Raw genomic sequence first — 14,709 nt, 5'->3', positions numbered from 1 at the left:
GCTAATTTGTGTTTTTTGATTTTAAACAATTACTTTTGAGAATTCACATACCATTAATTTATGAGCGTTATTAGACACGATTGGACATCACAGGAAATACTTGATATCTATAATAAACCATTAATGGAACTGCTTTATGAAGCAGCAACAGTTCATAGAGAACATCACGATCCGAATACGGTACAGGTTTCTACATTGTTGTCGATTAAGACAGGAGGGTGTCCTGAAGACTGTGGGTATTGTCCGCAAGCCGCAAGATATCATACGGATATTGAAGGGAACGATTTGATGAGTGTGCAACAAGTTAAAGCACAAGCACTTCGGGCCAAGGCTTCTGGAAGTTCCAGAGTGTGTATGGGGGCTGCTTGGCGTAATGTAAAAGATGGTCAGGAGTTCGATAATGTATTAGAAATGGTGCGGACTATCAATAAATTAGAGATGGAAGTTTGTTGTACGTTAGGAATGATTACAGAAAACCAGGCGCAACGCCTTGCAGAAGCTGGATTATATGCGTACAATCATAATTTAGATACATCAGAAGAATATTATAAAGAAGTGATTTCTACTAGAGGTTACGAGGATCGTCTTCAGACAATCGATAATGTTCGCAAAACGAATGTTACAGTGTGTAGTGGAGGTATTATAGGGATGGGTGAGAAAACTGAAGATCGCGCAGGTATGCTGGTAGCTTTGGCAAAATTAAATCCACAACCCGAATCTGTGCCAATTAATGCTCTTGTAGCCGTAGACGGAACTCCAATGGAAGATGAAAAACCAGTGGCAATTTGGGATATGATAAGAATGGTAGCGACTACCAGAATTGTCATGCCAAAGACACAGGTAAGATTATCTGCAGGAAGAACAGCAATGAGCAGAGAGGGGCAAGCTATGTGCTTTTTTGCCGGAGCAAATTCAATTTTTGCCGGAGATAAATTATTAACCACTCCGAATCCCGATGTGAACGAGGATATGGAGATGTTTAAAATGTTAGGATTAAATCCTCAAAAGCCATTTGTTAAAAAGGCGCAACCAGATACCGTAGAAGCAGAGAATTCCAGATTCGAAGCGAAAGGAGAAAAGCCAAAATGGACTAGACCAGAACACGTCATTGAAAAAAATGAACTTGCTAAGCAAAAAGGGAAAGAAGCTTTACTTAATAAGTAAACTTTGAAAACAATAGTTTTTGAATTATTTCGTCATTAGTGGGATTACATCTAGAAGAAATACAGAGAGTTGAGACAATAACCAAAGAGGAATTTTTGAGAGATTATTTTATTCCTCAAAAACCGGTAGTTATTAAACGGTTAATTGAAGACTGGCCTGCTTTTCATAAATGGGATTTAGATTATATTAAAGAAATCGCAGGAGATAAAGAGGTTCCCTTATTCGATGATCGACCTATAAATTCTAAATTTAAGTTTAATGAACCTCATACCAGCATGAAAATGAATGAGTATGTGGATTTATTAAAACAAGAACCTACTAACTATAGAATTTTCTTATACAATCTATTAAAAGAAGTACCTGCGCTTCAGAAGGATTTCAAATATCCGGAAATTGGTTTAAAGTTCCTGAGAAAAGTGCCGTTCCTGTTTTTTGGAGGTGGTGGCTCTAAAGTCTTTATGCACTATGATATTGATTTAGCGAACATATTTCATTTTCATTTTCACGGAGAAAAACAATGTATATTGTTTCCCCCTTCAGAAACTAAATATTTGTACAAGGTTCCTTATGCATTAATTGCCCACCAGGATATTGATTTTACAAATCCAGATATAGAGAAATGGCCCGCGCTAAAAAAAGCCAAAGGATATGTAGTAAATCTCACCCACGGAGAAACATTATATATGCCAGAAGGTTATTGGCATCATATGACTTACCTTACTCCAGGTTTTTCTATGAGTATACGTGCAATGGCTAAACAATTCAATAATTTGGCTAAAGGCTCTTATAATGTATTTTTTATGCGTTATTTTGATAATTTTATGCGTAAAAGAAAAGGTCAAAAATGGATAGAGTACAAAAATAATTTAGCTATAAAACGTACAAATAGAAAAAATAACTTATAATTTCCTTATGTAAGAAAATCTGAAAATGGAATAAGTAAGCCTTTTATTATTGATTAGCGCTTCTCAAAGATTCATTTTTAAATTTGTAATTCTCTTTCTCTCCATTTTTTTAAAATAATATTAATACCTATTTAGGGTATTGGATATTGGTGCTTTCATTACTAATATTAACCAGTCCAATTACAGTTAGTGTAGCTGAGGTTCTTACACTATGTCTTAAGGATTACCTTATGTAACCATTGTGGGAGAAAATACAAATGAGATTTTTCTGATATTCTCACATATGTTTTGCCCAACGAAGCGGAAAATAATCTTCTTATAAAGTATATGGTAATCCCAGTTGAGTTATGTATGAAGCTGCAGGAATTGGTCCCGGATGAAAAAAATAGGATTCCGTTATTTTCTAATGTTGATTTTATTGAAGAAAAAGATGCCAGAATATATAGAGCAATTGAATTATTAAGTAACAAAATGTGTTATTTTAAGAAAGCTCTTTAGCTTTTTCAAAAACTAATTGATTTTCCCATCCTCTGTAGAGAAGATAATCAATTAGTTTTTTTCTTTTTTTATAGATGTCTTTTTCTGTAATCAAAATAAATTGCTTTTCTGCGAGTTTGTGAAAAGTTGTCAGGTATTCATTTTCAGGGATTTCTTTTAGTGCAACTTTGATACAGTATTCAGATAGTTGCCGAAACTTTAATTCTCTAATAATTCGTTGTTTTCCCCATTTTTTAATTCTGAATTTTCCACGGGCAAAACTTTTAGCAAAACGTTCTTCATTAAGAAAATCGTGCTCCAGAAGGTGTATGATTATCTTTTCTTTTGCCTCAGGAATCAGTTTCATAGTACTTAATTTATCATTGATATCCTTATGGCATCGTTCCTGATAGACACAATAATGCTCCATTTTTTTTGTGGCCTCGGTTACGGTGATTGACTCAGGTGTTTTTTGATACATCTTTGCAAAGATACAAACAAAAAAACCCAGCCTACATCAGTAAACTGGGTTTGATTTTTATTGTATCATTTCTCCATTCTTATCGTGGAAATGATATTCTAAATACGTGTAAGCGTCTCTAGGTATTATTTTTACCCATCTTTTATGGTCAAAAAACCATTTGGAACGGGTGGATGGAAATCCTTTAGTTAAAAAAGCTGCAATAAAAGGATGCGCACTAAGCGTTAGCTTTTTATGATCTTTTTTAATTAATTTTTCTAAATCGACCTTTATTTTATCTAATAAAACTATAGGCGCCTCAATTTCGCCATTTCCTCCGTTGGGGTTGTCCTCGCGGGTTTTAATATTCATTTCGGGTCGTACGCGTTGTCGCGTTATCTGAATCAGGCCAAACTTACTTGGCGGTAAAATTTTGTGCTTCGCCCTGTCGTCTTTCATCTCTTCACGTAAGTGGTTGAAGAGTGTTCTGCGGTTATCAGCATTATTCATATCGATAAAATCGACTACAATAATACCTCCCATATCCCTAAGACGCAGTTGGCGGGCTACTTCGGATGCACTGATTAGGTTGACTTCTAGTGCAGTGTCTTCTTGGTTTTTGGCTTTGTTAGATCGGTTTCCACTATTGACGTCAATGACGTGCATTGCTTCAGTGTGTTCGATAACAAGATAAGCTCCTTTACTCATGGATACCGTTTTGCCAAAACTTGTCTTGATTTGTCTTTCGATACCGTGTTTTTCAAAAACTGGTACGTTTGACGTGTGTAATTTTACGATTGATTCTTTTTTTGGTGCAATTTCTTGCAGATAATCTTTGATTTGGTTGCAGAGATCTTGTTCATCTACAACGATCGAAGTGAAGGTGTCATTAAAGACATCTCTTAATATAGAGGATGCCCTATTCATTTCACCTAAAATTTTTGATGGATGGTTTGCTTTGTATAATTTTTTACACATCGACTCCCAGCGGTCCACCAAGTTTTGCAAATCTCTGTCTAGTTCTGCTACTTTTTTGCCTTCTGCTACCGTACGAACAATAATTCCAAAACCTTTTGGCTTGATACTTTTTACCAGTCTTTTAAGACGTTCTTTTTCTTCTGATGATTCTATTTTCTGAGAAATAGATACTCTGTTAGAAAAAGGTACCAATACAATATATCTACCAGCAATCGAAAGCTCAGAGCTGATTCGAGGGCCTTTTGTAGAAATAGGTTCTTTTACTATTTGTACTAATAGCGATTGATTTGATTTTAACACATCTGTAATAACTCCGTGTTTATCAATATCTTTCTCGAAAGGAAAATCCTTTAGAGAGTAATCTCTTAATTTACCTGTGCTTACACGTTTGATGAATTTAAGTAAAGAAGATACTTGAGGACCTAGGTCATGATAGTGCAAAAATGCATCTTTCTCGTAACCGACATTAACAAATGCGGCATTAAGACCTGGGACAGCTTTGCGGATTTTGGCAATAAAAATATCGCCCACTGCAAAATTACTGTCGTCTTCTTCCTTATGTAATTCAACTAGTTTTCCATCTTTTAATAAGGCAAAATCAGTAGAGGAACCAGATCTAATGATCAATTCTTTGTTCACTCTGATTAGATTTATATCCACCTCGATAAATTCGAGACAGATGGATTAAACAAATTTTTTTCACAGGAATTTTGATAATTCCGTTGAAACAAAGTCTTATAAAGGTAGGGATATAAGATACTCTATTTCGATTTCAAAGAACATTCTTAAATAGAAAAAGTAGTTAGAAAACTACTTTTTCTTGTGGCGATTAGCTCTTCTTCTCTTTTTACGCTTATGCGTAGCTACCTTGTGTCTTTTACGTTTTTTACCACTTGGCATAGTGTGATCTATTTATTGATTATTAATTACTTAACTTCTACGTTGGTTTTTACACCTTCCACAAATACTTTTGCCGGCTTAAATGCTGGGATATTATGTGCAGGTATTTTGATTGTAGTGTTTTTAGAAATGTTACGGCCAGTTTTTTCAGCTCTAGTTTTGATGATAAAACTACCAAAACCTCTTAGGTATACGTTATCTCCGCTCTCTAAAGAACTTTTTACTTCTTCCATAAAGGTTTCAACAGTTGCCTGAACATCTCCTTTTTCAATTCCTAGTTTTTCTGAAATTTTTGCTACAATATCTGCTTTAGTCATTATATTACCTATTTAGGGGTTTTTAAATTTTCAAGGGGGCAAATATAGCAATTTAAAATCCAAAATATCAATACTTAAGATGAAATTATCATGTTTTAAAGGTTTAATATTACAAAACTTATGATTTTATTATGATTTTTTATAAAAAACTCATTACGTGGTACTTACAAAACAAAAGATCGATGCCATGGAGAGAAACAACCAATCCATACCACATCTGGTTAAGCGAAGTTATACTTCAGCAGACTAGAGTTGCACAAGGGTTACCTTATTATTTGTCATTTATTGATCAGTATCCGACTGTTTTTGATCTAGCTAAGGCAAAGGAAGAAGAAGTACTAAAATTATGGCAAGGGTTGGGTTATTATTCCAGAGCTAGAAACCTGCTTGCCACAGCAAAGCACATTGCTAATGATCTCAATGGTATTTTTCCTACTACATATAAGGAACTTTTGAAGCTAAAAGGTGTTGGTGATTATACGGCAAGTGCGATTGCTTCAATATGTTATAACGAAGTGGTTCCTGTAGTGGATGGTAATGTGTATCGTGTGTTAGCAAGATATTTTAACATAGCCACTCCTATTAATAGTACACAGGGAGTTAAAGAGTTTAAGAAAATAGCTAGGGAGATGATCGATCCAGAACAACCTGCTACTTTTAATCAGGCGATCATGGAATTTGGAGCACTACAGTGTAAACCACAAAATCCGTATTGTATCGTATGTCCACTAAACGATAGCTGCGAGTCTTTAAAAAAGGGCACTGTGAGTTCCTTGCCAGTAAAGCTTAAAAAAACGAGAATAAAAAAACGATATTTCAACTATTTGATATTTTGTGTAAACGATCAACAAACTATTATCAAACAAAGAATGGGTAAAGGAATCTGGCAGAATTTGTATGAGTTTCCATTAATAGAAAGCGAAAAAGAAATAGGACTTACCAATATTAAGGAGCATGCTATTTTTAAGCGCTTATTAAAAGGTGTAAACTATGATATCACATTGCAAGACGAAGCGTTTAAAATCCATAAGCTATCTCACCAACATTTATACACCAGATTTTATATTGTCAGAACAGAAGAAGTACCTAAAATTAACCAAGAATCAAGCTTGGTAGCCATTGATAAAATCCACGAATATCCGGTTCCTGTATTATTAGGTAATTTTATAGATAGCTTTTTTTAGGTATGATGCTTTTTTATTACATTTACTAGAAATATGAAAGAATATGTCTGGAACGTTGAATAAAGTAATGCTTATTGGCCATACGGGTGATGAAGTAAAGATGCATTATTTTGAAGGAGGAAACTGTATTGGAAGATTTCCGCTGGCAACTAATGATTCTTATGTCAATAAAACTACTGGAGAAAGAGTAACATCTACAGAATGGCATAATATCGTGGTGCGTAATAAAGCGGCCGAAATCTGCGAAAAATACCTAAAAAAAGGAGATAAAATATATATCGAAGGTCGTCTTAAAACCAGAAAATGGCAAGACGAACAAGGAAAAGACCGATATAGTACCGAGATACAGTGTACTGATTTTACCTTTTTGACTCCAAAAACTGAAGGCCAGCAAGCTGAGACTGCTGCGGATAAACAACCAGTAGCAAACAAGCCAACGGTTGATAACCCTCAGACAGTTTCATCTGCACCTGCAGAAATGGAAAACGATGATCTTCCGTTTTAATATGTTTAACTAAACAGATGTAATTTGGACCCTGATCCTGAACCGTTATTTATTTTATTTGCTTTTAATCCGTTGCAGGCATTTAATTTGTTTGTTCTTATTCTATTATTGGTTTGTTCTGCTCTGATATCCGGCAGTGAAGTCTCTTTGTTCTCACTTACTCCATCAGACCTAAAAGCAGATGGTGAGGATCCGACCATAAATCAAAAGATAATTGCGAAATTACTAAGTCGACCAAAAAAATTATTAGCTACAATATTAGTGGCTAATAACTTTATCAATATTGCTATCGTGCTGATTTTTGATACATTGGGAGAAATCTATTTTAAAGGGCTGGATGATATCGTTGTACCAGGTTTGGAGTGGTTAAATATTAGGTTTGTCACCGAAGTAGGTTTGGTGGCATTTCTTATTTTACTTTTTGGAGAGATCTTACCTAAAATATATGCCAGTCGCAATAAGGCAAAATTCGCCAATTTTATGGCAAGACCTTTGAATGTGCTCGATTGGATTATTTCTCCCATTAGTCTGCCTATGCGAAGTATAACCATTAGTATCCATAATAAGCTGGGGAAACAAAAATCAAATATCAGTGTAGACCAATTATCTCAGGCTTTAGAGTTGACATCAGATCACGATACCACTTCTGAAGAGAAAAAGATATTAGAGGGTATTGTTTCTTTTGGAAATACAGATACAAAACAGGTAATGAAGCCAAGAATTGATATTTTTGCACTCAATCGGGATCTGAAATACACTGAGGTACTTCCTGAAATTATTGAAAATGGATATTCACGTATCCCCGTATTCGAAGAAAGTATAGATAAAGTAATAGGTATACTCTACGTAAAAGATTTGTTACCGTATATAAATCATAAAGAATTTGATTGGGTACACCTGGTTCGAGAGCCATATTTTGTTCCTGAAAATAAGAAGTTGGACGATTTATTGAATGATTTTAAAGACAAAAAAAATCACCTAGCAATCGTAGTGGATGAATATGGCGGTACGAGTGGGTTAATTTCTTTAGAAGATATTATAGAGGAGATCGTTGGTGACATTAGTGATGAATTTGATGATGAAGATTTGGTGTTTTCTAAGCTAGATGATAATAATTATGTTTTTGAAGGAAGAACTTCGTTGAAGGACTTTTACAAGGTTATCAAATTAGAAGACAATACTGTTTTTGAAAGTAAAAAAGGCGATGCAGAAACCATTGCAGGCTTATTGTTAGAAATATCCGGAAGTTTTCCGGTAAAAGGAGATATCATTACACTAGAACAATACTCTTTTACGGTAGAATCTTTGGATGATAAGCGTATTAAAAGAGTAAAATTGACTATTAATGAAGCATATACTGAGTAATCTTTTTTTCGGACTAACTGTTTTATGTATGTTATTTTCGTGTGGAGGAGAGACATTGCCTAAACCTAAAGGGATGCTAAGGTTGGCTTATCCAACACCAAAATATGAAAAGGCAGCACTGGATTGTGCGTATACTTTTGAAAAAAACGATATTGCCAATTTTGAGAAAGCGAAAAACAAAAAGAAATGTTGGTATAACATAAATTACCCAAAGTTAAATGCAACCATATACATTTCTTACTATGATGTCCGTAACAACTTAGATTCTTTATTGCGGGATGCACAAAACCTTACTCAGGAGCATTTTATAAAAGCCGATGCGATTCAGCCAAAGGATTTTATCTATCCAGAGAAAAAGGTATACGGCAGGATATATGAAGTGAGTGGAAATGCAGCCTCTTCCTGCCAGTTTTATGTAACGGATAGTATCCATCATTTTGTGTCAGGTTCTGTATACTTTAAGGTGAAACCAAACTATGATTCTATCCTTCCTGCGGCAAAATATTTACGAAACGATATTATACATTTTATGGAAACGATTCAGTGGAAAGAATAACGCTAAACGTTCGTTAATTTTTCTGTATACTTCTTAGCTGCTATGATAATTTTAGTGATTTTTGCAGCTTATTTAAGAAACCAATGCAGGACACCAAACTAAAATGGATCTATTTGGCTGTGTTATCCCTTGTTTGGGGTAGTTCATTTATTCTGATTAAAAAATCATTAATAGGGCTCACACCAATGCAATTGGGAGCTTTAAGAACATTATTTGCAGCTGCTTTTTTGTTTCTGATCGGTTTCAGAAGTATGCGAACTATCAAGAAAAAAGAATGGAAGTGGATCATTATTTCTGGTTTTTTGGGCACTTTTATTCCAGCGTTTTTGTTTGCTTTTGCAGAAACCGAAATTGATAGCGGAATAGCTTCTGTTCTAAATTCTACTACTCCACTCGTTACCTTGATATTAGGAACACTACTTTTTTCGATTCGATTTAGTAAAAACCAATTACTGGGTGTTATTGTGGGATTAATCGGTTGTTTAGCGTTGATATGGGAAGGTGCCTCGGTCAATCCCACTCAAAATTACTCCTATGCTTATTTGGTTCTCTGCGCTTCGGTTTGTTACGCGACAAATGTAAATATCATAAAGCGATATATGCAACAAATTTCTCCTATGGCAATTGCTAATGGTAATTTTGTAGTTCTTGTAATCCCTGCACTCATTGTTTTATATTATGCCGATTTTTTTGATAAAAAAGTGATTGCAAACCCAGAGATGCACACCAGTCTATTATATATTTCAATTCTAGCCATAGTCGGAACAGGGATTGCCAAAATATTGTTTAATAAATTGGTGCAAATCAGCAGTCCTGTTTTTGCTACTTCTGTTACCTATACAATTCCAATAGTAGCTTTAATGTGGGGTTTACTGGATGGCGAAGAGTTTTCGTTTTATCAGGTTGTTGCTGCCGGAATTATAATTCTGGGAGTTTATATTGCAAACCGAAAAAAATAAAGGTCCGATCAAAAGAACGGACCTTTATGGGATCTATTTGTGAGCAATTTTATTTAAAATCTTCATCACTTACTCCTTCATTTATTTTGATTTCAGAAACATTGAAATCAAACTTCTGAGGACCAGCAGCGATCGATATGGTATGAGGGAACTTGATTCCGTTTACCTCTTTATAGTTGCTATAACTTATAGTAGAAGGTATTTTTTGACCTCCTTGTTCTTGTATAACAATATCCTTTACCTTTAATCCTGTTTCAGTATCGAAGAAGGAAGTTCTTTTTTCACTCATTGCAAGTTTATAAGCTTTACCTCCATCATATGGTTCGATTCCTTCCAGTTTAGCATCTTTGTTTTTAAGTCCGGAGAATGGGTGTGTTTCTCTTTTAGCATCGGCAATTTGTGCCTCGGTATATGTTACCTTTTGGCCTTGAACAACTACGTATCCTTGGGCACCATCAAATACATTTTTATTTACAGAATTACCTCCGAATAAGATGTTTGTAAGGGATTGGTTTTTTGAAGTAACTTTTGTAACCATCTGAAGTGTAGCACCGCCCATAGAAGCTTCTGCAGTGGTAAAAGTAGAAGAAACAGCCTCTAATTTGTCCTTGCCACCAATTGCTTTAAAATAAGTGTCTAAAACTGATTGAGCAGTTACTCCTTCTGGGGTAGCTGCATTGTAATCTGGTTTTTCTGTTTTATTTCCATATTTGTCAAAATATAAAACTGGAATTTCCTTCCCTTCAAAACTGATTTTTTCAACATTTTCCAAAACATCACTTCCTTTTCCAACTAATACAATTCTAGCTTTGTCTAGATTGAAATATTTGTTAGCCACTCTTTTAATATCAGTTTTACTAACGGCATTAATTTTGGCGATAAAAGTTTTGTAGAAATCTTTTGGAAGATTTTGTGTTAAAATATCAATACTTCTGGCTGCAACAGTTCTTTCATTTTCTGAAGCCAAAATAAAGTCGCCTAAAAATTTTGCTTTTGCATTTTTTAGCATTTCATCGTCAACTTCTTCAGTTCTAATTCTTTTGATTTCTTTCAGTGTTTCTACTACAGCACTGTCGGTCACCATATTTCTTACTTTTGCAGTGGCTCTAAACGCCGTTTTGAAGTTTTTATTTCTTGGTAGTGTAGATCTTCCTCCGTAAGTATACCCATGTTCTTCTCTTAGATTCATGTTAATATAACTACCAAAAGACCCTCCAAGAATATAATTAGCTACTAATGCTGCGTGATGATCTTCATCTGCCATTTTTAGGTCAGATATATTCATCACTGCCATTTCTGTTTGTACAGCATTCGGCATGTCAATAAAGTTGATTTGTCTGTATTGAGCGTCTTTCACTTCAGGAATACCGAAAGAAGGAGCTTTTCCTGCTGTCCAGGAAATAAAATTTTTCTCTACCAGGGCTTTTGCCTTTTCGTTGGTGATATCTCCACTAATTACCATATAAGCATTTGCAGGCACAAAGTTGTTTCTGTAATATGTTTCCACATCTGCAAGTGTAATATTATTTACTGTTTCTTCAGTAACATATTCACCAGCGGGATGGTTTTTTCCGTAAGCAAGAACACTTCTTACTCTATTGGCTACAGCTTCTGCACTATTTTCTCCAGATTTGATACTCTCTATAAGTTTTTTCTTTTCCAGATCTAGTTCTTCTTGTGTAAAGTTTGGGTTTAGAGAAGCTTTTGCGAAAAGTTCGATAATACGATCCGAGTATTTTGATAATGACTGGGCAAATCCGCCGGATACTCCTACATTTATAAAAGCTCCCAGAAAATCAACTTCTTCGTTAAACTCATCTTTACTGATATTTTTTGTTCCTTTTCCCATGATTTGAGATACGACTCCTTCTATTCCAGCTTTGTCTCCTTCAGCATTTGGTGGGTTATCTAAAGATAGACTAACAGTGATTCTTGGTAGCTTTTTATTTTCTACAACAAGCACGGTAAGTCCGTTACCCATTTTAAAAGTATATGGTTCTCCGAGATTAATCACAGGAGTGGGTCCGGATTTTGGCATTTTTGATCGATCTATTTGTGCCTGTGCACTGATAGCTACGAGTAAAAATGCTAATAGTAAGGTTATATTTTTTTTCATTGTATTATTCTTTTATATTATTTGCTTGACGCTGGTAAATAGTCAAGATTAAGACGTTGGTTTTTGTTCAGATATTTTTTGGCAACATTTTGAATATCTTCACGAGTAATCGATCTGTAGATTTCAATTTCTTTATTGATCAGACTGGTGTCATCATACAGCATATGGTATCTAGCTAATGAATTGGCAATACCTTCAATACTTGAGTTGGAATTCACAAATTGATTTTCAAATTGATTCTGAAGTTTTTGAAATTCTCTTTCGGTAATCAGCTCATTCTGTAATTTTTCGATTTCCGCATCCATTTCTACCAGCAATTTATCTAAACCTACATTTCCTAGAGGTAATGCCCCCATAATATAGGTTCCATAATCTTCCTGAGCGTCTGTAAATGCTATTACCTGCAAAGCCATTTTCTTGTCCTCAACCATATTTTTTTGCATTCTGGAACTATTTCCTCCTGTAAGGATACTAGAAATAAAGTTTAGAACATATGCGTCTTTTTCTGTTTGTTTAGGAGTTCTGTATACAAGAACTTTTGCCGGAATTTGTATGTTGGGATCTGTCTCTGTGGCTTTAATTTCTGTCGTGATTGGAGCCTCCTTAATAAGCGTTCTGGTAATTTTCTCCCTATTATTTTTAATTGGGCCAAAATAATCAGAAATCATTTTTTTTACGTCTTCAATAGTAATGTCTCCTGCCACCACTAAAGTAGCGTTATTAGGATTGTAAAACTTTTTATTGAAAGCTTTGAACTCGTCTAGTTGTGCAGCATCGAGGTCTGCCATACTTCCAATCACAGATTGGCCATAAGGATGTTTTTTGAAGAGATACTTATTGATGCCCGTTCTGTAAATAATTTTACCATATGGCGCATTGTCGATACGTTGTCTTTTTTCTTCTTTAACAACTTCGTTCTGTGTATCTACGCCAATTTTATTGATGACAGGGTGTAGCATACGCTCTGATTCCATCCATAATGCGAGTTCTACATTATTAGAAGGTAACGTTTCATAATAATAGGTTCGATCCTGAGTGGTGTTTGCATTATTTCTTCCGCCATTCGCGGAAACAATATCAAACCATTTTCCTCTTTCAATGTTTTTCGTCCCTTCAAATAAAAGGTGTTCAAAAAAGTGAGCAAAACCAGTTCTTCCTGGCTCCTCATCTTTTGCTCCTACGTGATACATAACTCCTACAGTTACTACAGGAGCTTTATTTTCTTGATGTAGAATTACATGAAGACCATTTTCCAGATCATATTCTGTAAATTCTACTTCTTGTGCACTGGTAGAAACTGTTATAAAGAGTCCACAGGCGATTGTAAAAAGTTTATTTTTCATTAGTAATAGTTTTGTTTGTCAAATTCATGTACAAAGATCGCATTTTGCTGCAATTTTCAATAAAAGAATTAAAATGTTTTAAGTTATTCAATTACAATAAATTAACAGTTTTTTAAGCCTAAAACCCGCTAATAATCCATAAATTCCTGTTAAATCCAAACAAAAGAACTATGAAAAAATCAACTATCCCCGTAAAATATGGTGTATTAATTGCAATTGGACTAATTGTGTATTTTTTACTGCTATCATTAATTGGGGTACAGACAAATCCTATTTTTAGTTTAGGTAATGGAATCATTGTAGCGTTGGGACTATATAAGGCTATGAAAGATTATAAACTTGAAAAAGCGAGTGCTTTTGAATATCAAAAAGGTTTTATGGCAGGATTGTTTACCGGATTTAATGCCACTCTTATCTTTACCATTTTTTTTGCTATATATGTTACAAACATTAATACTGACTTTTTGCCAGAAATGCTTGCTAATTGGAGTTCTCACTATCACGTAGGTGTTGGCTTAGTAGTGTTTGTAGCTGCAATAATGGGATTTGCAACTACCTTTGTTTTGACGTTATCTTTTATGCAATTATTTAAAGATAGCTGGAACACTAAAAAAAAACATAATTCGCAGCCCATAAAGGCGTAAAATATTTGTCTTTTAATTAATTAGGAGTATATTTGCAACCGCTTATTTTAGAATAAGCAATGTTCTTTATAAATAAAATTAATTAAACGTTACGCTATGTACGCAATTGTAGAGATAGCAGGGCAGCAATTTAAAGTTGCGAAAGACCAAAAAGTTTTTGTTCATCGTTTAGCAGGAGAAGAAGGAGACAAAGTTTCTTTTGATAAAGTTCTTCTTACTGCAAATGGAGATAATATTACTTTAGGCGCCCCGGCTATAGATGGAGCTCAAGTAGGAGCAAAAATCACAAGACACTTAAGAGGTGATAAAGTTATTGTTTTCAAGAAAAAGAGACGTAAAGGATACCGTGTAAAAAATGGTCACCGTCAATCTCTAACTGAAATCATAATCGAAAGTATAGTTGCCTCTGGAGCTAAGAAATCTACCCCGGCTAAAGCTAAGGCAGATAAAGATGCTCCTAAAAAGGAAACTAAAAAAGCTGCGCCAAAAGCAGAGAAGAAAGTAGAGACAAAAGCTAAGGCTGCTCCTGCTAAAAAGGCTGAAGCGCCAAAGAAAGCTGCTTCTAAGAAAACAGCCAAAGCAGATGATCTTAAAAAGATTGAAGGGGTTGGACCAAAAGCTATGGAAGCATTAGTTGCTGCCGGTGTTGATACATTTGCAAAAGTATCAAAAGCTAAACCTGAAAAGTTGAGTGAGATATTAACAGACGCAAGTTCTAGACTAGCACATTTGGTAACGGATACTTGGCCACAACAAGCTGGATTAGCAGCAGATGGTAAGTGGGAAGAACTTAAAGAATTACAGGATAAATTAGACGGCGGGATTGCAAAGTAATC

General features: G+C 34.8%; 14 protein-coding genes. 9 read left to right on the top strand and 5 right to left on the bottom strand.

Translation table 11 applies throughout. From position 1 onward, the window contains the following. Nucleotides 1–60: 60 nt before the first annotated feature. Together bioB and ACWGOQ_RS05420 are read left to right on the top strand one after the other, a co-directional pair. Nucleotides 61–1,164, top strand: coding sequence for a biotin synthase BioB (bioB, locus tag ACWGOQ_RS05425; protein ID WP_452056143.1), 1,104 nt, complete (start codon nt 61–63; stop codon nt 1,162–1,164). A gap of 38 nt (nt 1,165–1,202) precedes the next feature. Continuing rightward, on the top strand, nt 1,203–2,069 hold the full coding sequence (locus ACWGOQ_RS05420) for a cupin-like domain-containing protein (RefSeq protein ID WP_452056144.1): 867 nt from the start codon (nt 1,203–1,205) through the stop codon (nt 2,067–2,069). A 481-nt stretch (nt 2,070–2,550) separates the two neighbouring features. On the opposite strand, the gene ACWGOQ_RS05415 is transcribed toward ACWGOQ_RS05420, so the two are convergent. From ACWGOQ_RS05415 to ACWGOQ_RS05405, 3 genes are all read right to left on the bottom strand, one after another. Further along, complete coding sequence (locus ACWGOQ_RS05415; RefSeq protein ID WP_452056146.1) at nt 2,551–3,027, bottom strand: regulatory protein RecX; 477 nt, start codon at nt 3,025–3,027, stop codon at nt 2,551–2,553. A 57-nt stretch (nt 3,028–3,084) separates the two neighbouring features. After that, on the bottom strand, nt 3,085–4,623 hold the full coding sequence (locus ACWGOQ_RS05410) for an Rne/Rng family ribonuclease (RefSeq protein WP_452056147.1): 1,539 nt from the start codon (nt 4,621–4,623) through the stop codon (nt 3,085–3,087). A gap of 287 nt (nt 4,624–4,910) precedes the next feature. Further along, a complete protein-coding gene (locus tag ACWGOQ_RS05405) occupies nt 4,911–5,201 on the bottom strand; it encodes an HU family DNA-binding protein (RefSeq protein ID WP_024768281.1) in 291 nt (96 codons plus the stop codon). 131 nt (nt 5,202–5,332) lie between these two features. Between ACWGOQ_RS05405 and mutY the strand changes: the two genes are divergently transcribed. The 5 genes from mutY (at nt 5,333) to ACWGOQ_RS05380 (ending at nt 9,770) form a co-directional block, all read left to right on the top strand. Further along, the gene (gene mutY / locus ACWGOQ_RS05400; protein WP_452056148.1) at nt 5,333–6,385 is read left to right on the top strand and encodes an A/G-specific adenine glycosylase; all 1,053 of its coding nucleotides are present in this window, start codon (nt 5,333–5,335) and stop codon (nt 6,383–6,385) included. A gap of 43 nt (nt 6,386–6,428) precedes the next feature. Continuing rightward, nucleotides 6,429–6,890, top strand: coding sequence for a single-stranded DNA-binding protein (locus ACWGOQ_RS05395; protein ID WP_452056149.1), 462 nt, complete (start codon nt 6,429–6,431; stop codon nt 6,888–6,890). 24 nt (nt 6,891–6,914) lie between these two features. Then, complete coding sequence (locus ACWGOQ_RS05390; RefSeq protein WP_452056150.1) at nt 6,915–8,255, top strand: gliding motility-associated protein GldE; 1,341 nt, start codon at nt 6,915–6,917, stop codon at nt 8,253–8,255. Next, the gene (gldD, locus tag ACWGOQ_RS05385) at nt 8,236–8,811 is read left to right on the top strand and encodes a gliding motility lipoprotein GldD (RefSeq protein ID WP_452056151.1); all 576 of its coding nucleotides are present in this window, start codon (nt 8,236–8,238) and stop codon (nt 8,809–8,811) included. The genes ACWGOQ_RS05390 and gldD overlap by 20 nt, the downstream gene beginning before the upstream one ends. A gap of 83 nt (nt 8,812–8,894) precedes the next feature. Then, a complete protein-coding gene (locus ACWGOQ_RS05380) occupies nt 8,895–9,770 on the top strand; it encodes a DMT family transporter (RefSeq protein WP_452056152.1) in 876 nt (291 codons plus the stop codon). 49 nt (nt 9,771–9,819) lie between these two features. On the opposite strand, the gene ACWGOQ_RS05375 is transcribed toward ACWGOQ_RS05380, so the two are convergent. Both ACWGOQ_RS05375 and ACWGOQ_RS05370 read right to left on the bottom strand, forming a co-directional pair. After that, nucleotides 9,820–11,886 (bottom strand): M16 family metallopeptidase, encoded by a 2,067-nt coding sequence (locus ACWGOQ_RS05375; RefSeq protein WP_452056153.1) that lies wholly within the window; start codon nt 11,884–11,886, stop codon nt 9,820–9,822. Between the two features lie 17 nt (nt 11,887–11,903). After that, the gene (locus ACWGOQ_RS05370; protein WP_452056154.1) at nt 11,904–13,229 is read right to left on the bottom strand and encodes a M16 family metallopeptidase; all 1,326 of its coding nucleotides are present in this window, start codon (nt 13,227–13,229) and stop codon (nt 11,904–11,906) included. 170 nt (nt 13,230–13,399) lie between these two features. Between ACWGOQ_RS05370 and ACWGOQ_RS05365 the strand changes: the two genes are divergently transcribed. Both ACWGOQ_RS05365 and rplU read left to right on the top strand, forming a co-directional pair. After that, nucleotides 13,400–13,873 carry a DUF4199 domain-containing protein gene (locus ACWGOQ_RS05365; protein WP_452056155.1) on the top strand — a complete coding sequence of 158 codons (474 nt, stop codon included), beginning with the start codon at nt 13,400–13,402 and terminating at the stop codon, nt 13,871–13,873. Between the two features lie 96 nt (nt 13,874–13,969). After that, entirely contained in the window at nt 13,970–14,707 is a 738-nt protein-coding gene (gene rplU / locus ACWGOQ_RS05360) for a 50S ribosomal protein L21 (protein WP_452056156.1), read from the top strand. The last annotated feature ends 2 nt before the right edge of the window (nt 14,708–14,709 follow it).

This window comes from Aquimarina ulvae, from assembly GCF_053613295.3.
The sequence above is the reverse complement of the archived record's forward strand: the minus strand, read 5'-3'. Positions and strand labels throughout refer to the sequence as shown.